Below are 23,209 nucleotides of genomic sequence, written 5' to 3' on the forward strand. Positions count from 1 at the left end.
GTTTCTCGATTTATTCATCTGAATGAATGTAATGGTAACGACTACTAGAGTTAACTTACTTCACATCACGTTAAAAAATCATTACCTTTACATTTGAATAAAGTATGAACCTTTTTGCGAAAAAACCTATCGGTTTTTCGCTTTCAAGATATAAAATATGGGTTGTAGTAGTTGTGCTACCGGTGACGACGGGCAACCTCGTGGATGCAAGAACAATGGTACTTGCGGCACTGATGGTTGCAATAAATTAACAGTTTTTGATTGGCTTTCAAACATGGCTCCAGCGGGTGGCACAAAGCTCTTTGACTGCGTTGAAGTTCGATTTAAAAACAGTAGAAAAGAATTCTTCAGAAATAGTGAAAATCTTTCGCTTTCTATTGGCGATATAGTTACTACACAGGCAGAATCAGGTCATGATGTTGGCATGGTCACTTTGGTAGGCGAATTGGTTAAGGTTCAAATGAAGCGTAAAAAAGTTGACCATAACGACAAAGGACTTCCAAAAATATATAGAAAGGCTTCACAAGGAGATATAGACAAGTGGCAAAAATGTAGAGATCGAGAAGAAGAAATTAAGAAAAGATCTCGTGAAATGGCGATTATCTTAAAATTACAAATGAAAATTTCAGATGTAGAATTTCAAGGTGATGGGTCTAAAGCAACTTTTTATTATACGGCAGAAGAACGGGTAGACTTTCGCCAATTAATTAAAGATATGGCGAAAGCATTTGGCATACGTATCGAAATGCGCCAAATCGGTTATCGTCAAGAAGCACAGCGTTTAGGTGGAATTGGCTCGTGTGGTCGAGAACTTTGTTGTTCCACTTGGTTAACAGACTTTAGGTCGGTTAGCACATCTGCTGCACGTTATCAGCAGCTTTCGCTCAATCCTCAAAAATTGGCAGGGCAATGTGGAAAATTAAAGTGTTGTTTAAATTATGAACTGGATTTATATTTAGAAGCGCTGAAAGATTTTCCATCTCAGGATACTAAACTATATACAGAAAAAGGAATTGCTTTTTGCCAAAAAACGGATATTTTTAAGGAAACGCTTTGGTTTTCATACAAAGATGAACCGGCTAATTGGCACACACTTTCTAAGGATCAAGTACTTGAGGTACTAGCGAAAAATAAGAAAAAGGAAAAAGTAGCTAGTTTAGAAGAATATGCTGTTGAAAATATCGTTGAAGAAAAGGTGATATTCGAGAATGTTGTTGGTCAAGATAGTCTAACTCGTTTTGATCGTCCGAAAAGGTCCAATTCTAAAAATAGGAATCGTAATAAAAACCGAAAACAAGGAAATAGAAAGCAACAAGCGAATAACAATAACCAAGGAAAAAAAGGGCAACAGCCAAAGAAAAAACAACAAAATAACAATAGCCAACCAGGCAATAACACAACTAAGAGTTCAAACCCCAATGCGAACAAAAAAAGAAGAAATAATAAAAACAGGAAGCCAAGAAACGCGTAAGTTACTTGTTGTTGGTATACTTTTATTGCTCGTATTTTCTTGTAATACGGCTACGGTGAAAACTGAATATAAAAGTACAGAAAATGGTACTTGGTTGAAGGATAGTATAGTTCAATTTACTTTTTCTGAACTAGATTCTACAGCGCGTTATAATATGTTTATAAACGTAAGAAATGATCAGACTTTTGCATACAACAATCTCTTTTTAATTGCCGAGATGAATTTTCCGAGTGGCGAAAGTGTTAGAGATACCTTGGAATATGAAATGGCAATGCCTGATGGTACTTGGTTAGGTAAAGGGTATGGGAGTATAAAAGAGAACAAATTGTGGTATAAAGAAAACATCGTTTTTCCGACTTCTGGCGTATATACTTTACAATTATCACATGCCATGAGAACGAATGGAGCAGTAGAAGGGGTTGTTAGTCTCAAAGGCATTACAGACGTAGGTTTTGAAATTGAAAAAAGCATATTGAAATAACATGGCAAAAGCAGCTAAAAAAAAGCAACCGAATAATTTTTTTAAATTTATTAAGTGGTTTTGGATTTTATTTATGTCTGGTGTTGCATTGGCTGCAATTCTGTTTTTGTCTGCTTCTTGGGGTTGGTTAGGGCCATTACCAACTTATGAATCTTTAGAAAATCCTCAAACTAATTTAGCATCGCAAACTATCTCTTCAGATGGTGAGTTGTTAGGAAAATTCTATTTGGACGATAATAGAACCCCTGTTAACTATGAGGATCTCCCAGAAAATTTGGTGAATACTTTAATGGCTAGTGAAGATATTCGATTTCGAGATCATTCTGGTATAGATTGGTTTGGAACCTTACGAGCGCTGTTCTATTTAGGAACTCGGGGTGGTGGCAGTACCATTACGCAGCAATTGGCAAGCCAAATTTATGTAGGCACAAAATCAAGAAATCCATTAGAGCGAATAAAACAAAAGGCAAAAGAATATGTAATTTCTACACAATTAGAGCGAAGATATACCAAAGAAGAAATCATAAAGATGTATTTAAATATATATGATTTTGGAAATAATGCTGATGGTATCCGATCGGCATCACGTATTTATTTTGGCAAAGAACCTATCGATTTAAAAATAGAGGAGTCGGCCATGTTGGTAGGTATGTTGCAAAATTCATCATTATATAATCCGCTAAGAAGAGCTGAACGTACTAAAAAGAAAAGAGATATAGTAATATCTCAATTAGCGAGATATGATTTTATAACCGAAGCTGAAAAAGATTCATTGCAAGGTTTAGAGATGAATATAAATTATAACCCAGAGTCGCATAGTGTTGGTATTGCAACGTACTTCCGAATGTATTTACAGCGCTTTATGAACGGATGGATAAAGAAAAATCCGAAACCAGCATTAGAAGGGGAGCGCGATAAATGGAATTTATATTTAGATGGGTTAAAAATTTATACAACCATAGATTCTAGAATGCAAAAAAATGCAGAAGATGCAGTTTCTGCACATATGAGTAATTTACAAGCAGAATTTTTTAATCAGAATACCCCAGATAGAAATAAAACAGCACCATTTTTGGATGTAGATAAATCTGAAATAGACGCTATTCTTGAACAGGCTGTTAAAACATCTGACAGATGGCGTTTCATGAAAGCCGATGGAAAGTCTGAAGAAGAGATAAGAGCATCTTTCAATGTAAAAAGAGAAATGACAGTTTTTGACTGGAAAAGTGAAACTCACGAAAAAGACACCATCTTAACTCCGATGGATTCAATTCGGTATTATAAATCATTTTTAAGAACGGCAATGATGTCCATGGAGCCGCAAACTGGGCATGTTAAGGCATGGGTTGGGGGTATAGATTATAAGCATTTTCAATATGATAATGTAATACAAGGAACGCGACAAGCAGGTTCTACGTTTAAGCCGTTTGTATATGCAGCTGCGATTGACCAATTGCGTTATTCCCCTTGCTATGAATTACCTGATGTTAGATATTGCATCGAAGCAGGCAAACATGGTAATATGGAGGCTTGGTGTCCAGATAATTCTAGTGATAAATATTCAGGTAATATGTATACCCTAAAGGAAGGGTTAGCAAACTCTAAAAATACTATTACCGCGCAATTAATGGATAGAGTCGGACCGAGATCTGTGGTGTCGATTGTAAAGAATTTAGGTATTACTAGAGATATTCTCCCCGTTCCTGCAATAGCCTTGGGTACTGAAGATATTAATGTTTATGAAATGGTGGGTGCCTATGGGGCATTTGCAAATCAGGGTGTTTATGTAAAACCTGTAATGGTGACGCGTATAGAAGATAAAAATGGTACAGTTTTGTATGAGTATGTGCCTGAAACAAAAGATGTTTTAAACAAAGATGTAGCCTATGCTATGGTAGATTTAATGAAAGGTGTTACCGAAAGCGGATCGGGAATGCGCTTAAGGCACACCTCACTAAAGAATAGTACGGTCTATAAAGAAATTATAACGGGCTATCCGTATGGGTTTACTAATCCTATTGCAGGTAAAACAGGTACAACACAAAACAATAGTGATGGTTGGTTTATGGGTATGGTGCCAAATTTAGTAACTGGAGTATGGGTTGGAGGTGATAATAGATCTATTCATTTTAAAAGCATTAGTTATGGTCAAGGAGCTTCTATGGCATTACCTATTTGGGGCTTATATATGAAAGAAAACTACAAGAATAAAGATTTAGGAATTTCTGATGGAGAATTTATAAAGCCAGAAAATCTTTCTATAGAGGTGGATTGTTCTAAAGTGGTTAATGATCAGCCTGAAGAAGATAATCAACCAGATGAAGATTTGGAAGACCTAGATTTCTAATAAATTCAATTTCCCATTTTATTAAATAACACGTAACTTGATACTTCAATTTCAATATGATTGAGGTATGATATCTAAAAAAGTTAATGGTGTACAAGAGGCCCTTTCTGGGGTTGAAGATGGCATGACATTTATGTTAGGCGGATTTGGATTGTGTGGTATTCCAGAGAGTGCCATTGCAGAATTGGTGCGCTTGGGTATTAAGAATATTACTTGCATTTCTAATAATGCCGGAGTAGATGACTTTGGCTTAGGTCTACTTTTACAAAAACATCAAATTAAAAAAATGATTTCTTCATACGTTGGAGAGAATGACGAATTTGAACGACAAATGTTAAGTGGAGAACTTGAAGTTGAATTAACACCCCAAGGAACACTTGCAGAAAAATGTCGTGCAGCGCAAGCCGGATTTCCAGCTTTTTATACGCCAGCAGGTTATGGTACGGAAGTAGCAGAAGGAAAAGAATCACGAGAATTTAATGGGAAAATGTACATATTGGAAAAAGCATTTGAAGCCGACTTTTCATTTGTAAAGGCGTGGAAGGGTGATGCAGCTGGCAATTTAATTTTTAAAGGAACAGCGCGTAATTTTAATCCGTGTATGTGTGGTGCGGCTACCATAACAGTAGCTGAAGTTGAAGAGTTGGTGCCTGTTGGTGTATTAGATCCAAATCAGGTTCATGTGCCAGGTATTTTTGTTCAACGTATTTTTCAGGGAATAGACTATGAAAAAAGAATTGAACAAAGAACGGTACGGGAAAAAATTTGAAAAATAGAATCATGCTAGATAAAAACGGTATAGCAAAGCGAATTGCTAAGGAGGTAAAAGATGGTTACTACGTCAATTTAGGGATTGGTATTCCGACCCTTGTAGCAAATTTTGTGCAAGATGATATAGAAGTAGAGTTTCAGAGTGAAAATGGTGTTTTGGGAATGGGGCCATTCCCTATTGAGGGTGATGAAGATGCGGATATTATTAATGCTGGAAAACAAACAATAACAACCATGCCTGGGGCTTCATTTTTCGATTCCGCTACGAGTTTCGCAATGATACGAGGTAAACATGTAGACCTTACAATTTTAGGTGCCATGGAGGTAGCTGAAAATGGTGATATCGCGAATTGGAAAATTCCGGGAAAAATGGTGAAAGGCATGGGAGGTGCTATGGATCTTGTTGCATCGGCTGAGAATATTATTGTAGCCATGATGCATACCAATAAAGCAGGAGTTTCTAAGCTGCTCAAGAGGTGTAGTTTGCCATTAACTGGTGTAGGTTGTGTTACTAAGATTGTAACTAATTTGGCGGTCTTAGAGGTGACCGAAGGCGGTTTTCTTTTGTTAGAAAGAGCACCGGGAGTTTCCATAGAAACGATTAAGGAAGCTACAGTAGGAAATCTAACAATCGCTGCTGAGGTTCCTGAAATGGACGTTTAACCGTTTATCGATGCGTTTTATCGAAGAAATTTACCTTTGATTTTTTTCACAACATTATAGGGTTGTTTTACAACATAAATTTAGCTAGACAATATAATGGTGTTAAGTTTACATTGTAATTAATTCGAAGTCTTAACCCAACTCAATCCCCATTGAGCGACTTTTAAACCCTACTTATAATTATGAAATTAAAATCGAGCAGTGTTAACACAAACAAAGAAATTCAAGTCTACAAAAATGATTTTTACAGTGGACTGATAACACTTACAAGAAAATTATTTATGCTATAATTAATAGTATTTAAATTAGAAAAACCACTCGTTCTAAACGAGTGGTTTTTTTTATGCCAAAAGTTTTGTCTAAAGGTTGCACAAGATATCACATGCCTTTTCCAAAGTGTCTTTCTTTTTTGCGAAACAAAAGCGAAGTACCCCATCTTGTCGTTTATCAACATTAAATGAAGAAATGGCTATACTAGCTAGTTTCTTTTCTACAATTAATCTTTTCGCTAAATCCTCATCTGTTTCATTAGAAATTGCTGTGTAATCTAATAATTGAAAGTAGGTTCCCTGCGAGGGTGTGAATTTGAACTTCGAATTTCTTAATCGAGATAAAAAATAATCTCGCTTCTCTTGATAAAAATCGTTAAGGTCAAGATAATTTTGTTCATTTTTTAAATATTCAGCTATTGCTCTTTGAACAGGATGGTCGACACAAAAGACTGCAAATTGATGTATTTTTCTAAACTCATGCATTAGCGCAGCAGGAGCCACACAATAACCTAATTTCCATCCAGTAACATGAAAAGTCTTACCAAATGAGGCACACACAAAACTTCTTGATGCTAAGTCGTTAAAACGTGATGCACTTTGATGTTTATGACCATCAAAAATTATATGTTCATAAACCTCATCACTTACTACTATAATGTTTGTGTTCTTAAGAATTTCTTGCAGCTGAAGCATATCATTCTTTGTAAAAATTTTCCCAGTCGGATTATGAGGCGTATTAATAATTACCATTCTAGTTTTGGGACTTATTTTACCTTTAAAAATGTTCCAGTCAAATTGGTAATCAGGGCCATTTAATTGTACAAAAACAGGAATGCCTCCATTAACTTCAATGGCAGGCTCGTAACAATCATAAGCGGGTTTCATAATTATTACTTCATCACCTTTATGAACAAAAGCTGTTATGGCAGTATATATTGCTTGAGTGGCTCCAACGGTGACGGTTACTTCGTCATTAGGGTTGTATCTTCTATTGTGTAATTTTTCAATTTTAGAAGCTATTATTTCACGAAGTCGATAATAGCCTTCCATAGGTGCATATTGGTTATGTCCTTTTTTCATAGCATGAGCTACTAATTCAATAAGTTTTGGGTCTGCTGAAAAGTTTGGAAACCCTTGTGATAAGTCAATGGCGTTATGCTTTCGAGCAAGTTTGCCAACGGTTGTAAAAATTGTAGTTTTTTCATTGGGTAGTTTAGATGGTGAAGTGTTTTTTATGGAATCCATTATTCTAATTATAAAAGAGCAGCCATGAAAGGTAATTGTTATAATCTTATAAAATAAAAAAGTTCCAAACTCTATATATAGAGTCTGGAACTTTTTTATGATGTTATTATCCGAGTTTAGCCTTTTAAATTGGCTTTCATTAACTCACGATTCATACGAGCAATATTTTCTAAGGATATTCCTTTAGGGCATTCTACTTCACATGCACCTGTGTTTGTACAGTTTCCAAATCCTTCTAAATCCATTTGCGCTACCATATTTCGAACCCGGTCACCAGCTTCCACTTGTCCTTGTGGTAATAAAGCATATTGAGATACTTTTGCGCCAACAAATAACATTGCGGAAGAGTTTTTGCAACTTGCCACACATGCACCGCACCCAATACATGTGGCAGCATCCATTGCTTCATCTGCATTATGTTTTGAAATAGGTAAAGCGTTTGCATCTTGAGTGTTACCAGAAGTGTTTACTGAAATATATGCTCCAGCCTGTTGAATACGATCAAAAGAAGTACGATCTACAATTAAATCTTTAATTACAGGAAATGCTTGTGCTCTAAATGGTTCAATTGTAATGGTGTCACCATCTTTAAACATTCGCATGTGCAATTGACAAGTTGTTACTCCACGATCAGGACCATGAGCTTCACCATTAATGTACATAGAGCACATTCCACAAATACCTTCGCGACAATCGTGATCAAAAGCAACAGGATCTTCTCCCTTTGCTACTAATTGTTCGTTAAGAACGTCCATCATTTCTAAAAATGACATGTGCTCTGAAATTTCAGTTACTTTATAATCGACCATTCCACCTTTAGTGCTTGGTCCATTTTGTCTCCAAATTTTAAGCGTTAAATTCATGCTTTTTGGTTTGCTTGAGTGTTTTGGATGTAAGACAATTTCTTACGATAAATACACTCTATTTTATTTATAACTTCTTTGCTTCAACTCAATATCGTTGAATTCTAATTGCTCTTTATGTAAAACTGCATCTGCTGGCTCTCCTTTATATTCCCATGCGGCAACATATGCATAATCTTTATCGTTTCTTTTAGCTTCTCCTTTTTGTTCTCCGTCTAATTCAACAGATTCTTCACGGAAATGACCACCACAAGATTCTTCTCTATTTAAAGCATCTTTTGCGAAAAGTTCACCTAATTCTAAGAAATCGGCAACACGACCTGCTTTTTCAAGCTCAGGGTTTAGCTCATCAGCTTTTCCTGTTACTTTCACATTTTTCCAGAATTCATCACGGAGTGCTTTTATTTCACTAATAGCTTCTTTTAAACCGGTTGTATTTCGAGACATGCCCACTTTATCCCACATTATTTTACCTAAACGTTTGTGATAATAATCGACAGAATGTTCGCCATTATTATTTAAAAAGAAATCGATTCGTTCTTTTACTTCTTTTTCTGCCTCCTCAAATTCAGAGGTGTCTGTAGCAATAGCACCAGTTCTAATATCATCAGATAAATAGTCGCCAATGGTATATGGTAAAACAAAATATCCATCTGCTAATCCTTGCATAAGAGCTGAAGCACCTAATCTATTGGCACCGTGATCAGAGAAATTTGCTTCTCCAATACAATAGAGTCCAGGAACAGTGGTCATCAAATTATAGTCAACCCAAACACCACCCATTGTATAATGCGTAGCTGGGTAAATCATCATGGGAGTTTTATATGGATTTTCGTCGACGATTTTTTCATACATCTGAAAGAGGTTTCCATATTTCGCTTCAACTACGGCTTCGCCTAGTTCAAGAACTTTTTCCTTTGATGGATTATCGATACCATGAATTTTTGCTTGTTCATTTCCGTAACGTTCGATAGCCGATTTAAAGTCAAGATATACAGCTTCACCTGTTTGGTTTACGCCGTAACCAGCATCGCACCTTTCTTTGGCAGCTCTAGAAGCAACATCTCTTGGTACTAAATTACCAAATGCTGGGTAGCGTCTTTCTAGATAATAATCACGTTCTTCTTCGCCTAGTTGTGTTGGTTTTAATTTTCCTTCACGAATGGCTAAAACGTCTTCCATGCGTTTTGGCACCCAAATTCTACCATCATTACGAAGCGACTCAGACATTAAGGTCAGTTTGGACTGGTAATCACCAGAACGTGGAATACAGGTTGGGTGTATTTGAGTGTAGCATGGGTTAGCAAAGTATGCCCCTTTTTTATGAATTTTCCATGCAGCAGTGGTATTTGAACCCATTGCGTTGGTAGATAAAAAGTATACATTACCATATCCTCCAGAAGCAATAACTACAGCATGTGCTGAATGTCTTTCTAATTTTCCAGTAATTAAATCACGAGCAATAATGCCACGTGCTTTGCCACCAACTTTTACAACGTCCAACATTTCGTGTCTGTTGAACATTTGAATTTTCCCTCTAGCTATTTGACGATTCATTGCTGAATAGGCACCAAGTAAAAGTTGCTGACCTGTTTGTCCTTTAGCGTAAAATGTTCTAGAAACTAAAACACCACCAAAAGAACGGTTATCTAAAAGTCCGCCATAATCTCTTGCGAATGGAACTCCTTGGGCAACACATTGATCAATTATATTCGCTGAGACCTCAGCTAATCGATGTACATTAGCTTCACGTGAGCGGTAGTCACCACCTTTAACCGTGTCGTAAAAAAGACGGTAGATAGAATCACCATCTCCTTGATAGTTTTTTGCAGCATTTATTCCTCCTTGTGCTGCAATAGAATGCGCACGACGTGGCGAATCTTGATAACAAAATGCTTTTACATTATAACCTAATTCAGCTAAAGTAGCAGCTGCAGAACCTCCAGCTAGTCCAGTACCGACAACAATAATGTCAATATTTCTTTTATTAGCTGGGTTTACAAGGTCTATATGATCCTTATAGCTTGTCCATTTATCCTTTAATGGTCCTTTAGGTACTTTTGAGTCCAATACAGACATAAGTAGCGGTATTATTAGTGATTAAAATGATGGTAAAGTGCGATAAAAATAAATCCTAGTGGAATTAGTATCGAATAAGCTGTTCCTATATTTTTCATTACTTTCTTTCTGCCAGCAGTTGCACCCATAGATTGAAAAGCTGAGGTGAACCCATGCATTAAATGCAAGGCTAAGAAAACAAATGCTAGTACATATGCACCAACACGCAGTGGACTTACAAATTTATGTTGTAATTCTTCAAAATAACGAAATCCTTCTCCATTAGGTAAAAGTCCCGATGTGTCTCCAACAATATACTTTGTATTGATTTCAGGAAACCAGAAATCAATAAAATGTAATACTATAAATGCCAAAATTGCGATTCCACTCCAAATCATGTTACGGCTCATCCAAGACGAATTAGCGGCGCCTTTGTTTTGAACATATTTTACATTTCTAGCACTTCTATTTTTAATTTCTAAAACGAAACCCATAACGAAGTGAAAAACAACTCCGAAAATTAAAACGGGCTGCATAACGTATTGAATTAGCCAATTAGTACCCATAAAATGAGAAACTTCATTGAAGTTATCTGGGCTAAAAACAGACAATATGTTGATAGCGAAATGTTGAAGAAGAAAAAACATCAGAAAAAAAGCAGAAAGTGCCATCGCTACTTTTCTACCTATTGAAGACTTTAAAAATCCACTCATTACTTGGTTATTTGAGTAACAAATTTACTGCACAGACAAATCATTACCAAGTTTTAAAGTGGTTGGAGCCTTATTTAGAAGGATTTTAAGGAAGGATGTCAATCCTTATTGATTATAGAATGAAATTATGGGGTGAGTTTACTTCAGATAAACTATTGAACTATGGCGATATCATCTATTTTATCAGAAAACTCTGGCGATGAGAACGACCAAATATCGGCTAAGTCATTGTTTTCTGAATCATTACCACAAATTATCCAAAGTTTGTTGTTGTAAAAAACAGAGGTGTGTTCTTTTCTAGCGGGAAACTCAGCGCTTAAGTTAGCTTTTAGCCAATTAATTGCGTCAGAAGAATACCAAATTTCGTTAGCGGTAAGATGCGGGTAAGAACCGGTAATTCTTTTACCTGCAGTAACCCAGAGTAAGTTTTCTTCGGTAATAATTTGATGACCCAAGAATTCTGGTGATATTTTAGAAGAATTCCAGTCGTAACCATTATTACTATAATTTAAGGATTTGCCACCGCCCCAGAAGTTACCACCTACAACTACCAAATTATTGCTAATCACTGTTGTGGCATGTTGTATTACCGCATTTGGCCCATAACTTTTATCAAAAATTTGAGTCCAGTTTACGCCATCGGTGCTTCTCCAAACATCATTAAATCCACAGCATACAGCATCTGATTGAAAAGGCTCGACAGTCGATCCACCAATTAGCCAAAGTGCATTTTCGAACTCGGTTACAGTATGACTCCATCTTGGAGGAAAATCTGCAGAATCAGTTTCCAAAACCCAATTATTACCGTCTTGTGATGACCAAATATCATTTAAAGCATAACTGTCGTTATCGTTTCTGCCTCCTATAACCCACATTTTACCATTAAATACAACCGAGGCATGATCTCGACGTTCCGAAAATTTCTTTCTTCTAGCATCGGAAGAATTCCAAGAAATTCCATCCGTACTCCAAAGCACATCATTGCGGAGTGTGCCATTTGAAGTGCCTGCAATTATCCACATTTTATTATCAAAAACTAAGGAAGTATGTGAACTTCTTGGGTCAAGACGTTTACCATTATTTACAAGTGTGGCATCAAGGTTTTTAGTGTTATTATCAAATTCATATTTAAAGTCACTAATCTCAACTTTTAACTTGGTTTCAACAGCCGATTCGAATACTAGTTCATCTTTAGTGCAACTGTTTAAATTAATTGCAAGGCCTATAAGTAATAAAATCATTTTGTTTTTCATGTTTCAATTTATTTTGCTGAGTACTTTAATGTTTTTTCACTAGTTAGGTTAACAAAAAAGATTCTGAATTTCTCTCAAAGGGATGCTTTAAACTTAATATGTAGTATAAAAGGCTACTAAATTGTTCAATAGCAGTTAACACTTATTATTGATTAAATTTGCACTGCTATTATTGCTGTATGAGAAAGTTAAGTTTAAATGTTGTGGTTGTGAGTTCGTTGGTAAATTGTCCAATGAGTTTACCTTGTTTATTTAGGTCAGCCTCCAATGGGTAGGTAGATTCATTGTCTTCATATTGAAGGGTTCCATTCATTTTATTATCTATAAGCACATAGTTGCCACTAAAATAATTTGGTCCTAATATGTCACCATCTTTAAGTTCCGATTGTGAATTACCGATGAATGTGCCATTCTCATTAAAAATTATTTCCATAACCTTGAAAAGAGTATAAGAAAAATTGCTATTTGTTGAAAAGGTTCCTTTGAAGGTTCCTTGAAATTGATTGTTTATGATTAGCGATTCTAATTTTTTACCTGCTTCGTTGTATGCAAAGATTGTTATTGTATGTACCCCAACGGGCATAGAATTATCCCATGATAGTTGGCCGGTTTCCTTGTTGATTGAAAGTCCTTTAATCGTATTTTCCAATCCAAACTTGCCCCGATTTCCATTCCAGTGTACTTCCGGTAAAGGGCCTTCTCCATGTTGAAAATAGTTGGCCGTGAGCATAGGTTCAACTATAAATTCTGGAGCCAGTACGATGGTGTCGTCGTTTTTGGAACAAGCAGTTATTAAAAGTAAGATTGTCAGAATAAAGTTTAGATTTTTCATAAGTTTTAATTCTTTGATACTATTATATGATACTTAATCCCACCTAAAAACAAACCTTCCTATCGGATTCGGAATATCCCAAGATTCGTTTTTCTGATTACTATAGACACCATCTAATATTGGTTTATTCTCTAACTCTTCAATGTATAATTCTCCTTTCATGTAGGTGGTTTCACCATTTGAAATGTATTCGATAGTAATAGTTCCGTTTTCTAAAGGTTGCCATGTGCCAGATGCTGAAAATGTGGGGTCGGAATATTCGTTTAAGTCAACAGTATGGTCTTCATGAAGCGTAAGTCCATACACATCTGAAATGGTTGTTGGGTCTATTTCAGTAGGGTTTCCGGCTTTGAATCCACCACTAAAGTAACCTTTATCAAAATTGTGTTTTAACTTTATCTTTGTACTTACGGAATCCGTATTGTTTTTCGCAGAGACAGTCAGGTCAAATTCCCCCAGAGGTAAAAGACGACTCCAAAAAATGATACCTGTATCTTCTTCAAATTTAATATTGTTACTTTCAAGAATAGTTGTAGTAGATGAAATTGAAAGTGTTCCTTTTTCCCCATTCCAGTCAATTTCAATAGGTGCTATACTGCCCTGTTTTCTAAAAGTAGTTTGCACCAAAGAGTCAGGATACTTTAATGATATGCCATTTTTTTCGTCAACATCCGTTTGGACCAGGGCATCATCTTTATTACAAGATTCTAGAAAGTTTATGAGTATAAAAAAAATAACATAAGCTTTGAATATGTGGTATGTTTTTATCGTTTTCATTTGAAAAATTTACATAGCATTATACTTTGCTCTTGAGCAAATAGAGCCATACTTACTCAATATTCCTTATAACTAATCGTATAGCTAATGGTACCGGCCAGAGGATTGTCTGGAACCATTTTAAATGCGATTAGGTTTCCGTTCTCATCACGTACTTTCTCTTCGTAATCGTAATAGAATTCGGTGGCCTTAAAACGGTCAAGGTCCTTTTGATTGAAAAAATAAAGTTCGTAGGGGGACAGGTAGAAAAGTAATCCGTACCAAATCGTCAAAGCCGGTTGTAGATCTAGATGTTGGAAAACGCCCTTTTCGCTTTCTGAAGATGTCAACATAAAGAGGTTAGACGTTACACTCATTTCCGTTAGATTATTGTCTTCGTCAAAGCGCCAACCCATAGGAAAGTTGCCCAATTCGCCATCAACTGCATAAATTCGGTTATTTGGGTCGTATTGAAAGTTTGTTTCTTGAATAACGCCTTCTATAACGAATTCTAAATCGGAAATATCATTATTTAAATCATAGTAAAAAGTGGTCGCATAGTTTAACTCGTTGTTTGCGTCTTCTATATTTATTGTTGTCATCAAACCTGTTTCATCATAACCAATTTTTGTTTGTAATTTATTTTCCCCATCGTCGGTCTTATATAAAATATCAATTGTCTTTAATTGAAGCAAGTCATTATAATCCATCGTGTACACTGCCGTTCGGCCATAGCTATAAACTAATGTAATAACTTTGGGTACAAAGGTTTTGCTTGTAACAACTGGAGTCAAATTATCTTTACCCTTGTTGCATGCCACCAGTAAAATGGTGGCAAGTAACATGGTTATTATTTTAGCTAATAACTTTTTCATTGGTTGAAGTATTCAATTATTTTTATAATTCATTTATGAATTGAGAGTAAAATTATTTGGGAATATTAAAATGGTTGCAAATCTCCTCATAGCTCATTTTAGTGTAGTCTTCAGATATAGATTTGCCGCTAGACGCTATTCCTCCGGGGATGACTACGTAACGGTATTGTTGTATTGTATCTCTTGTACCAATATCACTTCCATCTTGGGTAAGAATAACAATCCTAATTAAATCCCCATTTATTACCAACATATTATATTTCAATTCTTTTCCGGCTATAGGTAGTTGATATAATGCATTAATAATATTAGGTGGTGTGGGTACTATTTGTCTCCCAAACACCAAGATCACACCATAATTCATTATTTGAGTGTTTCCCTCTGGAAAATCGATCTCAAAAAATGAAGATGAACTCTCTATATTTTCTTGAAACTGGGAATCAAACCATTCGGAGTAAATAACATTTGCTGTGCCTGTAGCGCCATCAGCTCCGTCAGTGCCATCGGCACCATCTTCGCCGTCAACACCGTCTTCACCATCAGTGCCCGCTATGCCTTGTTCACCTTGAGGTCCCTGTGGTCCTACAGCGCCGTCAGTACCATCGTCTTTTGAACAAGCAACAAACAAAGTGGCTATGAACAATACGCTAAGCAATTGTTTTGTAACATTACAAGTTTCCATAATTATTGATTTAAGAATTATTATTTGTACAAACCTAATTCTTATGTCATGTGCGAATGTCCTAGATTTTTTAGTCTTAAAGAATTAGGACAAAAAACAGGGGCAACTGTCTTTTTGAATGCAATCAGATCATTGCGTATAAACTGTTCTTATATTGTACTGGGGTGAGTCCTGTATGTTTTTTAAAAGCAGAGTAAAAGGCCGATTTCGAATTGAAACCGGATTCTAGTCCAACAGATACAACGGTGTAGTGGTCAAAAGCATTTGAGCTTAAGTTTCGCTTTACATCGGCAACTCTGTATTCATTTATAAAATCAATAAAGCTTTTGTTTAAAAGACTATTAATCATACTTGAAAGGTAACAGGCCGATATACCCAAAACATCAGCAACCGAAGTAAGGCTTAGACTCGGGTTTCGATAAAGTTTTTTGAAACGCATTAACTCTTCTAATTTTTTAAAATACTCATTTGCTTTGCTAAACGGTTTTTTTGATTTAGAATCAAGTTCTTTAATGCGTTGTGAACAAAGTGCTGCAATAATATTCAATAAACAAAGATGTTTCTCTGTAAAAAAAGCTGGTTCGGGATGTTCGGAGTCGATAATACCAAAAAGATTACCATTTATAAGTATGGGGACACATATTTCTGAAAGTCGGGGTGCATCATCAATTATATATCTATGGTCTTTGGAAGTGTCGTTGATGATTTCCGCTGATTTTGACATGGCGACGCTACCAACAATTCCTTCACCTAATTCAAGCTTAATTTGGTTGTATATACATTCATTTGATGGATTTTTATTTCCATACGCGGCATGTTGTAACAATTCGAGTTTGCTAGAATTATAAGTATATATAACACAGTCGACAAACCCGAAACGATGAATAACATTTTTGGTAATGTCCCAAAGTATCTCATCAATGGATTCTTTGGTGCTTAAAGAAGTTGAAAAAAAGCTAATAGCTTTAATTTCATCTAAAGTGCTTAAGGTATCGTGAATTTCCATAATTAATAGTTTTATTTTCTATTCGGAAGCAAAAAGCTGTTCGGTAAGACATGGGTGTGTATAATGAAATTGACATATAATCAGTGGATTATTTCTGAGCATCAGGCTTGTCAATCCTAAATTATATCAAAGCATTTTTCATGTCTTAATTGTTTTACTTTATACTTTTATGTTCTTTCATTTTTTGGGTTAACAAAAAATGAGCATGACTTTCTTTTTTATAGAATTCTAGAAATTTTAATGAATTTGTTGTGCTGGGAGTGGTACGGCATCCTTTTTTGCCCGATATTCATGCTGAATTAAGTATCAATAAAATTGTGTAATGGATATAGGACTACTTTCTATAAGCATGAATGTATACTCTACTATGAGAATAGCTGAGGAAGCTGAGAATCGTGGTCATTATGTTGAACAAGTTGATCATACAAAATGCTCGGTTAAATTAGGTGCCGGTGTACCTCAGATTTATTTGAATGAAGCCAATATTTCGGATGAGTTTGATGTTATAATTCCAAGAATTGGGGCGAAAGTAACAAAACATGGTGCTGCAATTGTAGAGCAGTTCGAGATGAATGGTATTTTCAGTACTGCAAGTGCCATAGGTATAAATCGAGCCAGGAATAAAGTGCGAACAATGCAAATTATGGCTAAAAAAGGAATCCCCATTCCAGACACTTTATTTTCTATGAATCCATTTAATATTGAAGAGCAATTAAAAGTGCTAGGTGGTGCGCCAGTGATTGTAAAACTGCAAGAAGGTACGCACGGTTTGGGAGTTATTTTAGCGGAAACTCAAAAATCTGCCAAATCAATTATAGATACTTTCTATAAAATGGATACAAGTATTTTAATTCAAAAGTTTATTGCAGAAAGTAACGGTGAGGATATTAGAATATTTGTTATAGGTGATAAAGTTGTGGCTAGTATGAAACGTTTAAGTGCAGTCGGCGAGTTTCGGTCAAATGTTCATAGAGGTGGTGCAACAGAAAAAATTATACCAACGCGCGAAGAGCAATTGATAGCTGTTAATGCTGTTAAACATTTAGGGTTAGGAGTGGCTGGTGTTGATTTAATACGTTCTAAAAACGGTCCATTACTAATTGAGGTAAATGCTTCGCCTGGTTTGCAAGGTATAGAGGCCGCAACTGATGTGAATATTGCAGAAGAAATTATTCATTTTGTAGAAAGAAATGGGCGCAAAAGAAGAAAATAGAACCATTGAAATAGGAGCTGAGCAAATTGCTCCTGGGAACGATAAATTGGTTCATATTGGCATAGACCGTTTGCCTACAGGAATGTTAATTGATATTCCTATTTACGTTTTCAATGCTAAGAAACCTGGGCCAGTAATCTTAATACAAGCGGGATTACATGGAGATGAGATTAACGGTATAGAAATAGTTCGCCGTATGATTCATGAAAAATACTTTAAAATCAAAAAGGGGGCTATAATAGCAGTTCCTATCTTAAACGTATTTGGATTTATTCACTTTTCAAGAGATATGCCCGATGGCAAAGATGTAAATCGAAGTTTTCCTGGTTCTAAATTAGGGTCGATGGCAAGTAGAATTGCGTATCATTATTCGAATGCAATCTTACCACAAATAGATTTTGGAGTTGACCTACATACAGGCGGAGGTAGAAGGCATAATTATCCGCAAATTAGATTTACAAAGGGTGATAAAAGTAGCGAGGAGCTCGCAGCATTATTTAATGCTCCTTTTAGTTTTAGTTCTGATTTAATTAGCAAGTCTTTTCGAAAAGAAGCATATAAAAATGGCATACCTACCATTGTTTACGAATCGGGAGAAAGTATGCGATTTGATGATTTTTCAATTCAAAAAGGAGTGCAAGGTATTATAAATATTTTGGGACATTTTAGTATGCGTGAAAACGTAGCGGTTGACAATAGTGAAACAATATATTTAGCAGACAGAAAATGGCTTCGCGCCCCTACAGCTGGAATGTTCGTGCCGAAAATACTAAATGGTACAGAAATAAGAAAAGGTCAAATAATTGGGGTTATTGCTGATGCTTTTGCTCATAGATATAAAGAACTCAAAGCACCTTTAGATGGATATGTAATTTGTATTAACAATCAAGCTGTAGTAAACCAAGGTGATGCACTTTTTCACCTCGGAACAACTCCTTCAGAATAGTTCGATTTTTAATTGAAGCTATTCCATGTCTTTTAATTGGATAGCCAGTGCCTTAGTTGATATTTGAACTTCTATCAAACTTAATACTAAGGAAACCATTAACGCTAATAGACTAATACCAAATACTATATTGGCAAATTGTGAGTACTGTAAATAAATTAAGGCCATGGTAATTACTGCGAGCAAAAAACTTGCTATTGCTGATGCTTGCATATTTTTAATAATTGTCAATCTTCTATTTAGTTTTTTAACCTGTAGTCCTATCGATTCTGATTCTGTTTCTTGATATTTTTGATGCAATTGGCGAATAAGTGCGGCTATTGCTAAATAGCGAGCATTGTAGGCTAACATCGTTAAAGAAATGGCAGGAAATAATAATGCAGGTATACTAAGGGTTAACTCCATTTTTTATTTTAAAATTCTCTAGAACTAGATTTTTTAGCTGTTGGAAAATCTACAGGAATTTCTTGCGTTACAGCCCCTGTTGCAGCCCATTCAGCACCACGCAACATTGATGTAAGAAAGCCAACACAAGCAACAGAATAATCTACATGTCCCATAATATTATGAAAAATACGTCCTTTACCATAATTTAAAACCATAAGTGCGGGTTCATGCCGTCCAGTTCCTTTGTTATTTGGGTCTGAATAAGCCGTTGCTATAATTTCCATATTTTCTGCTGGACCTCTTAGGCTGTTGTATAATTCGTCTTTCGTATGCATCCAAACTTCAGGCATGCCTTTAGTGATAGGATGCTCTGAGTTTCTTAACTGAATTTGATATTCGCTTTGAGGGCCATGTGCCCCTCCTTTGCCAACAGAATTATCGCGTATTAGTTCGCCAGCATCGTTATAATATACATAAGGGCCATCTTTTTCGGTTCGCTCTCCCCAGCCACCAAGACCTATCATTTTATTATATGCTTCCCATTTCGGAAACGAATTATCTGCAGCATGAAAGACAACTAAACCACCACCTTCTGACATGAATTTTTCAAAATTTTTCTGAGTCGTTTCGGGCCAAGGGGCTGCGTTCCAGCCGAAATTTGTAATTACAAGGTCATATTTAGAAAAATCTGGATTAAAATCTTGATCTGTTTTTGGCTCTTCTAAGGCAATCGTACTTGAAATTCCATCTATAGGAAATTCAGAAATATATTTTTCTCCTTTCCATGTATATGCCGAACGGGCAACATCAACAGTAAATAATCCTGAAGCTTCCATTTGTTCTTTGAGCAAAAAAGTAATTTTTGGCCATTGGTCATGGTTGTTTTGTCCATCAACAATAAGCGTTTTAATAATTGGATTAGATTCTTGCGCTTTTAAAACAGTTGATGACAAGACAAACAAACTCAACAATAAAATAATTCTTATGTTTTTCATTTTCAAATTTTGATTTTTAAATGTAGAATTTTTAAGATGGATTACCAACTATGGCTTATTCTTTATGGGAATCCATACTTCTTCTTCCGAACTTGGATCGTTGTTTTTGTATTTTTCTCCTAGCATTTCAAAATGGGGTCTGTTGTCCAAAATATATGCCGATTTAGGCAGCCATTCTTCAAAAATATACTGAGAAGTATTAGAAAATTCACTAGCCGAACCTCTGTGAGTAAAAACTGCGTAAAGCCCTTTTTTTAGTATAAATTTATTGAAACCTTTTGGTATATTATCTATTGATTTTACTTCAACGGTTGCCCATTTTGTAAATTCTGTACGTGGATTGAAATTTTGAAAATAATCGGATTCATCATATGTTTGAATTGAGTATAAATCAGTGCCAATAGTATTAGAAACAAGATTTCTTTCTTTCATAAAACTATTCCACAGCTGATGCGTTTTATTATTCATTAACGACATTATTATCGACTTTCCAATAAGTAATTTTTCGTGAAGTTCTTCTATTCTTGCTTCCAAATTAATTCGATTTTAAAAGTTATTTTTTAATTTTTGTATGGCTGATATTTTAAATATATGCACTTTTTACGTTAGCTATTTATTGCATGTTAAATTATTAAACGAGTTATCTAGGCCGTAATGTTAGTGTTTTTTTATTCGCTTTTCTGAATCACTTATATTTGAAAAACACAATTCTATAATTTATGAAATATCTTTTTTTTTTACCTTTAATTCTTTTTGTAAAAATATGTTCGGCTCAAAAAACTTATGAAATTGGACAAATTTTAACTCCAGAAGGTGAAATTTTGGTTTGGTTGCATAATGAAACGCCAAAACACAAAGCTAGTTTTATTCAATTAGCAAATGATGGTTATTGGGATTCATTATCTTTCAATCGTGTTATTCCAAATTTTGTTGCTCAAGCAGGTTGCCCTGATACTCCCGAGGGATTTAACGACCCTGAATATTTATTGGCACCAGAATTTAATGATAAGCTAGTGCATAATTATGGGGCCTTAGGTGCTGGTCGTGATGCGAATGCAGAAAAACTATCGGCGCGATGTCAATTTTATATTGTACAAAACAAAAATGGCGAACACAGGTTAGATGGTGATTACACCGTGTTTGGAAAAGTTATAAAAGGAATGGACGTTATTGATAAAATCGTCAATGTAAAACGAGATTCAATAGATGAGCCAATACTACCTATTACTTTGGATGTAAATATTATAGTTATGAAGAAAAAGGAATTAAAAAATATATATCAGAACTATATGGATTAAGAATTCTATTTTGTTTCCTTAATTTTATCGATTCGAAGCTATATATTATGAAATACGAATTAATTCAGAATACTCTTTTTATAAAAAACCGCAAGAAATTCATGGCGCAAATGAAGCCAAAAAGCATTGCTGTTTTTAACTCCAACGACATATATCCAGTAAGTGCTGATAGTACTTTGCCATTTGAACAACACCGAGATATTTTTTATTTAAGTGGTGCAGATCAGGAAGAAACCATATTGGTTTTATTTCCAGAAGCGTTGAATAAAAAACATAGAGAAGTATTGTTTGTTAGAGAAACCAATGAACACATTGCTATATGGGAGGGTGCTAAATTAACTAAGGATAAAGCTACTGAAGTCTCAGGAATCGAAACTATATACTGGTTATCGGACTTTGAGAGAATATTTTTTGATTTAATGACCGAAGCCGATACCATTTATTTTAATACCAATGAACATTATCGGCAAGCGGTAGAAACACAAACTCGTGAAGATCGTTTTATTCAAAAGTGCAAATTACAATTTCCTGCACACCAGTATGCTAAAAGTAATTCTATTTTACAGAATATTCGTGGGGTAAAGGAGCCCGAAGAATTAGCATTAATGCAAAAGGCTTGTGATATTACTGAAAAAGGATTTCGTCGGTTATTGGGTTTTATTAAATCAGGCGTTTGGGAATATGAGATAGAAGCTGAATTGTTGCATGAGTTTATACGTAATAGGTCTAAAGGTTTTGCGTATTCACCCATTATCGCTTCAGGAAATAATGCGAACGTGTTGCATTATCTGGAGAATAATATGGAATGCAAAGATGGTGATCTTATATTGATGGACGTTGCAGCAGAATATGCTAATTACTCCAGCGATTTAACGAGAACGGTACCGGTAAATGGAAAGTTTACACAGCGGCAGGCAGCAGTTTATAACGCAGTACTAAGAGTGAAAAATGAAGCAACAAAAATGTTAGTTCCAGGAACTATTTGGGCCGATTACCATAAAGAATGTGGCAAAATAATGACCTCGGAGTTATTGGGTTTAGGATTGCTTGATAAGGCTGATGTTCAAAATGAAAATGCAGATTGGCCGGCATATAAAAAATATTTTATGCACGGTACAAGTCATCATATTGGTTTGGATACACATGATTACGGGGAATTAAAAACCCCTATGAAAGCCAATATGGTTTTTACAGTAGAACCAGGCATTTATATTCCTGATGAGAAAATGGGAGTTCGACTTGAAGACGATGTAGTAATTCAAGAAAGTGGAGTCCCTTTTAATTTAATGGCGAATATACCTATAGAGCTTGAAGAGATTGAGAGTTTAATGCAGTCCCATTTATAAAGATTTTTTTGCGCGCATAATTAAATGGGTAGTCGCATTTTTTAAATAGATATGGTACTCGACTTTACCTTATATATAGATGCTGGATATTCTTCTATTTTATACCATATTAATAAGGCGTATATATGAATTCCCTTTTTTATTGAATTAAGTGAAGGTTTAAAAAGTTTATTTCGTTCATTGAACGATTGTTTCAATTTTCATCGTCAAAAAACAAGGATTAACGGATTGCTTTTTCTGTTGAAGTAACAAAAAGCAATTTGTCACTTCTTTATGGCACGATAAATCGACCGTTTATCGAATAAAATGTCGTTCATCGAAAAAGCGGCAATATTGAGATGTGTCAGCCAATAAAATAAACTACGATTGCGTTCTAAGAAAGTATTTTAAAGTCGAAAATCTAAATACAAATAAAGCCGCTAATTCGGTACCCCTAAATACTGAATTAGTTACCAAAACCTACTTAGCATGAAAAAGTTATTTTGCAGCATTTTTGGTCACCATTACTCAGTCTCCAAAAATGTTACGCTGCACATCAAAGAGTACAAATGCGTTCATTGTGGTAGAGAAGTTACAACAGATGTAAGTGGGAATTTATCAACCCTTACGCCTGAGCTTCAGGACATCAACCATACTTTAGAAAGTATTTATAGAAAAAGACATCAGGCTTCACAGCAAGTAGCCTAATTATGTTATGGCAATAACAATCTTAACCATTTAGGAAGAGATCTAAGTT

General features: G+C 35.3%; 23 protein-coding genes. 10 read left to right on the top strand and 13 right to left on the bottom strand.

Features of this window, described 5'->3' with window-relative positions:
- The first annotated feature begins 157 nt into the window (after positions 1 to 157).
- The 5 genes from ricT (at position 158) to ABJF52_RS13920 (ending at position 5,733) form a co-directional block, all read left to right on the top strand.
- On the top strand, positions 158 to 1,471 hold the full coding sequence (gene ricT, locus ABJF52_RS13900) for a regulatory iron-sulfur-containing complex subunit RicT (protein ID WP_348151382.1): 1,314 nt from the start codon (positions 158 to 160) through the stop codon (positions 1,469 to 1,471).
- Positions 1,419 to 1,952 carry a gliding motility lipoprotein GldH gene (locus ABJF52_RS13905; RefSeq protein WP_348151385.1) on the top strand — a complete coding sequence of 178 codons (534 nt, stop codon included), beginning with the start codon at positions 1,419 to 1,421 and terminating at the stop codon, positions 1,950 to 1,952. Before ricT ends, ABJF52_RS13905 begins: the two co-directional genes overlap by 53 nt.
- 1 nt (position 1,953) lies before the next feature.
- Complete coding sequence (locus ABJF52_RS13910) at positions 1,954 to 4,299, top strand: transglycosylase domain-containing protein (RefSeq protein WP_348151388.1); 2,346 nt, start codon at positions 1,954 to 1,956, stop codon at positions 4,297 to 4,299.
- Between the two features lie 67 nt (positions 4,300 to 4,366).
- Complete coding sequence (locus tag ABJF52_RS13915; RefSeq protein WP_348151391.1) at positions 4,367 to 5,068, top strand: CoA transferase subunit A; 702 nt, start codon at positions 4,367 to 4,369, stop codon at positions 5,066 to 5,068.
- Between the two features lie 11 nt (positions 5,069 to 5,079).
- Positions 5,080 to 5,733 carry a 3-oxoacid CoA-transferase subunit B gene (locus tag ABJF52_RS13920; RefSeq protein ID WP_348151394.1) on the top strand — a complete coding sequence of 218 codons (654 nt, stop codon included), beginning with the start codon at positions 5,080 to 5,082 and terminating at the stop codon, positions 5,731 to 5,733.
- Between the two features lie 359 nt (positions 5,734 to 6,092).
- On the opposite strand, the gene ABJF52_RS13925 is transcribed toward ABJF52_RS13920, so the two are convergent.
- The 10 genes from ABJF52_RS13925 to ABJF52_RS13970 all read right to left on the bottom strand — a co-directional run bounded on the left by ABJF52_RS13925 (position 6,093) and on the right by ABJF52_RS13970 (position 16,288).
- A complete protein-coding gene (locus ABJF52_RS13925) occupies positions 6,093 to 7,250 on the bottom strand; it encodes a methionine aminotransferase (protein WP_348151397.1) in 1,158 nt (385 codons plus the stop codon).
- Between the two features lie 116 nt (positions 7,251 to 7,366).
- Positions 7,367 to 8,113, bottom strand: coding sequence for a succinate dehydrogenase/fumarate reductase iron-sulfur subunit (locus ABJF52_RS13930; protein ID WP_348151400.1), 747 nt, complete (start codon positions 8,111 to 8,113; stop codon positions 7,367 to 7,369).
- Between the two features lie 63 nt (positions 8,114 to 8,176).
- On the bottom strand, positions 8,177 to 10,192 hold the full coding sequence (locus ABJF52_RS13935) for a fumarate reductase/succinate dehydrogenase flavoprotein subunit (protein ID WP_348151403.1): 2,016 nt from the start codon (positions 10,190 to 10,192) through the stop codon (positions 8,177 to 8,179).
- Positions 10,193 to 10,206: 14 nt separating this feature from the next.
- The gene (locus ABJF52_RS13940; protein ID WP_348151406.1) at positions 10,207 to 10,884 is read right to left on the bottom strand and encodes a succinate dehydrogenase cytochrome b subunit; all 678 of its coding nucleotides are present in this window, start codon (positions 10,882 to 10,884) and stop codon (positions 10,207 to 10,209) included.
- 152 nt (positions 10,885 to 11,036) lie between these two features.
- Positions 11,037 to 12,137 carry a kelch repeat-containing protein gene (locus ABJF52_RS13945; RefSeq protein WP_348151409.1) on the bottom strand — a complete coding sequence of 367 codons (1,101 nt, stop codon included), beginning with the start codon at positions 12,135 to 12,137 and terminating at the stop codon, positions 11,037 to 11,039.
- A gap of 169 nt (positions 12,138 to 12,306) precedes the next feature.
- Positions 12,307 to 12,969: a hypothetical protein gene (locus tag ABJF52_RS13950; RefSeq protein ID WP_348151412.1), complete on the bottom strand. Its 663-nt coding sequence runs from the start codon at positions 12,967 to 12,969 to the stop codon at positions 12,307 to 12,309.
- A 33-nt stretch (positions 12,970 to 13,002) separates the two neighbouring features.
- A complete protein-coding gene (locus ABJF52_RS13955) occupies positions 13,003 to 13,746 on the bottom strand; it encodes a hypothetical protein (protein ID WP_348151415.1) in 744 nt (247 codons plus the stop codon).
- A gap of 56 nt (positions 13,747 to 13,802) precedes the next feature.
- Entirely contained in the window at positions 13,803 to 14,600 is a 798-nt protein-coding gene (locus tag ABJF52_RS13960; RefSeq protein ID WP_348151417.1) for a hypothetical protein, read from the bottom strand.
- A gap of 52 nt (positions 14,601 to 14,652) precedes the next feature.
- A complete protein-coding gene (locus ABJF52_RS13965; RefSeq protein ID WP_348151420.1) occupies positions 14,653 to 15,282 on the bottom strand; it encodes a collagen-like protein in 630 nt (209 codons plus the stop codon).
- A gap of 124 nt (positions 15,283 to 15,406) precedes the next feature.
- Positions 15,407 to 16,288, bottom strand: a complete 882-nt coding sequence (locus ABJF52_RS13970; protein ID WP_348151423.1) for a helix-turn-helix domain-containing protein — start codon at positions 16,286 to 16,288, stop codon at positions 15,407 to 15,409.
- A gap of 322 nt (positions 16,289 to 16,610) precedes the next feature.
- Between ABJF52_RS13970 and ABJF52_RS13975 the strand changes: the two genes are divergently transcribed.
- A complete protein-coding gene (locus tag ABJF52_RS13975) occupies positions 16,611 to 17,501 on the top strand; it encodes a RimK family alpha-L-glutamate ligase (RefSeq protein ID WP_348151426.1) in 891 nt (296 codons plus the stop codon).
- The gene (locus ABJF52_RS13980; RefSeq protein WP_348151429.1) at positions 17,479 to 18,447 is read left to right on the top strand and encodes a succinylglutamate desuccinylase/aspartoacylase family protein; all 969 of its coding nucleotides are present in this window, start codon (positions 17,479 to 17,481) and stop codon (positions 18,445 to 18,447) included. Before ABJF52_RS13975 ends, ABJF52_RS13980 begins: the two co-directional genes overlap by 23 nt.
- An 18-nt stretch (positions 18,448 to 18,465) precedes the next feature.
- Here ABJF52_RS13980 and ABJF52_RS13985 read toward each other — a convergent pair whose 3' ends face one another.
- The 3 genes from ABJF52_RS13985 to ABJF52_RS13995 are packed head-to-tail and all read right to left on the bottom strand — an operon-like array spanning position 18,466 to position 20,363.
- Entirely contained in the window at positions 18,466 to 18,852 is a 387-nt protein-coding gene (locus ABJF52_RS13985; protein ID WP_348151432.1) for a DUF2721 domain-containing protein, read from the bottom strand.
- Between the two features lie 8 nt (positions 18,853 to 18,860).
- Positions 18,861 to 19,829 carry a ThuA domain-containing protein gene (locus ABJF52_RS13990; RefSeq protein ID WP_348151436.1) on the bottom strand — a complete coding sequence of 323 codons (969 nt, stop codon included), beginning with the start codon at positions 19,827 to 19,829 and terminating at the stop codon, positions 18,861 to 18,863.
- Positions 19,830 to 19,877: 48 nt separating this feature from the next.
- Entirely contained in the window at positions 19,878 to 20,363 is a 486-nt protein-coding gene (locus tag ABJF52_RS13995; protein WP_348151438.1) for a GyrI-like domain-containing protein, read from the bottom strand.
- A gap of 185 nt (positions 20,364 to 20,548) precedes the next feature.
- Here ABJF52_RS13995 and ABJF52_RS14000 point away from each other — a divergent pair, with 185 nt between their 5' ends.
- From ABJF52_RS14000 to ABJF52_RS14010, 3 genes are all read left to right on the top strand, one after another.
- Positions 20,549 to 21,127 carry a peptidylprolyl isomerase gene (locus ABJF52_RS14000; RefSeq protein ID WP_348151441.1) on the top strand — a complete coding sequence of 193 codons (579 nt, stop codon included), beginning with the start codon at positions 20,549 to 20,551 and terminating at the stop codon, positions 21,125 to 21,127.
- Positions 21,128 to 21,174: 47 nt separating this feature from the next.
- Positions 21,175 to 22,473, top strand: a complete 1,299-nt coding sequence (locus tag ABJF52_RS14005; RefSeq protein WP_348151444.1) for an aminopeptidase P family protein — start codon at positions 21,175 to 21,177, stop codon at positions 22,471 to 22,473.
- 468 nt (positions 22,474 to 22,941) lie between these two features.
- Entirely contained in the window at positions 22,942 to 23,160 is a 219-nt protein-coding gene (locus tag ABJF52_RS14010; RefSeq protein WP_348151447.1) for a hypothetical protein, read from the top strand.
- The last annotated feature ends 49 nt before the right edge of the window (positions 23,161 to 23,209 follow it).

Source organism: Aurantibacter sp. (assembly GCF_039941195.1).
Taxonomy (GTDB): Bacteria; Bacteroidota; Bacteroidia; order Flavobacteriales; family Flavobacteriaceae; genus Aurantibacter_A.

Excerpts from the sequence above, each read along its gene's own strand:
- ricT (WP_348151382.1), top strand. The coding sequence starts at position 158 with ATGGGTTGTAGTAGTTGTGCTACCGGTGACGACGGGCAACCTCGTGGA.
- ABJF52_RS13905 (WP_348151385.1), top strand. The coding sequence starts at position 1,419 with ATGCGAACAAAAAAAGAAGAAATAATAAAAACAGGAAGCCAAGAAACG.
- ABJF52_RS13910 (WP_348151388.1), top strand. The coding sequence starts at position 1,954 with ATGGCAAAAGCAGCTAAAAAAAAGCAACCGAATAATTTTTTTAAATTT.
- ABJF52_RS13915 (WP_348151391.1), top strand. The coding sequence starts at position 4,367 with ATGATATCTAAAAAAGTTAATGGTGTACAAGAGGCCCTTTCTGGGGTT.
- ABJF52_RS13920 (WP_348151394.1), top strand. The coding sequence starts at position 5,080 with ATGCTAGATAAAAACGGTATAGCAAAGCGAATTGCTAAGGAGGTAAAA.
- ABJF52_RS13925 (WP_348151397.1), bottom strand. The coding sequence starts at position 7,250 with ATGGATTCCATAAAAAACACTTCACCATCTAAACTACCCAATGAAAAA.
- ABJF52_RS13930 (WP_348151400.1), bottom strand. The coding sequence starts at position 8,113 with ATGAATTTAACGCTTAAAATTTGGAGACAAAATGGACCAAGCACTAAA.
- ABJF52_RS13935 (WP_348151403.1), bottom strand. The coding sequence starts at position 10,192 with ATGTCTGTATTGGACTCAAAAGTACCTAAAGGACCATTAAAGGATAAA.
- ABJF52_RS13940 (WP_348151406.1), bottom strand. The coding sequence starts at position 10,884 with ATGAGTGGATTTTTAAAGTCTTCAATAGGTAGAAAAGTAGCGATGGCA.
- ABJF52_RS13945 (WP_348151409.1), bottom strand. The coding sequence starts at position 12,137 with ATGAAAAACAAAATGATTTTATTACTTATAGGCCTTGCAATTAATTTA.
- ABJF52_RS13950 (WP_348151412.1), bottom strand. The coding sequence starts at position 12,969 with ATGAAAAATCTAAACTTTATTCTGACAATCTTACTTTTAATAACTGCT.
- ABJF52_RS13955 (WP_348151415.1), bottom strand. The coding sequence starts at position 13,746 with ATGAAAACGATAAAAACATACCACATATTCAAAGCTTATGTTATTTTT.
- ABJF52_RS13960 (WP_348151417.1), bottom strand. The coding sequence starts at position 14,600 with ATGAAAAAGTTATTAGCTAAAATAATAACCATGTTACTTGCCACCATT.
- ABJF52_RS13965 (WP_348151420.1), bottom strand. The coding sequence starts at position 15,282 with ATGGAAACTTGTAATGTTACAAAACAATTGCTTAGCGTATTGTTCATA.
- ABJF52_RS13970 (WP_348151423.1), bottom strand. The coding sequence starts at position 16,288 with ATGGAAATTCACGATACCTTAAGCACTTTAGATGAAATTAAAGCTATT.
- ABJF52_RS13975 (WP_348151426.1), top strand. The coding sequence starts at position 16,611 with ATGGATATAGGACTACTTTCTATAAGCATGAATGTATACTCTACTATG.
- ABJF52_RS13980 (WP_348151429.1), top strand. The coding sequence starts at position 17,479 with ATGGGCGCAAAAGAAGAAAATAGAACCATTGAAATAGGAGCTGAGCAA.
- ABJF52_RS13985 (WP_348151432.1), bottom strand. The coding sequence starts at position 18,852 with ATGGAGTTAACCCTTAGTATACCTGCATTATTATTTCCTGCCATTTCT.
- ABJF52_RS13990 (WP_348151436.1), bottom strand. The coding sequence starts at position 19,829 with ATGAAAAACATAAGAATTATTTTATTGTTGAGTTTGTTTGTCTTGTCA.
- ABJF52_RS14000 (WP_348151441.1), top strand. The coding sequence starts at position 20,549 with ATGAAATATCTTTTTTTTTTACCTTTAATTCTTTTTGTAAAAATATGT.
- ABJF52_RS14005 (WP_348151444.1), top strand. The coding sequence starts at position 21,175 with ATGAAATACGAATTAATTCAGAATACTCTTTTTATAAAAAACCGCAAG.
- ABJF52_RS14010 (WP_348151447.1), top strand. The coding sequence starts at position 22,942 with ATGAAAAAGTTATTTTGCAGCATTTTTGGTCACCATTACTCAGTCTCC.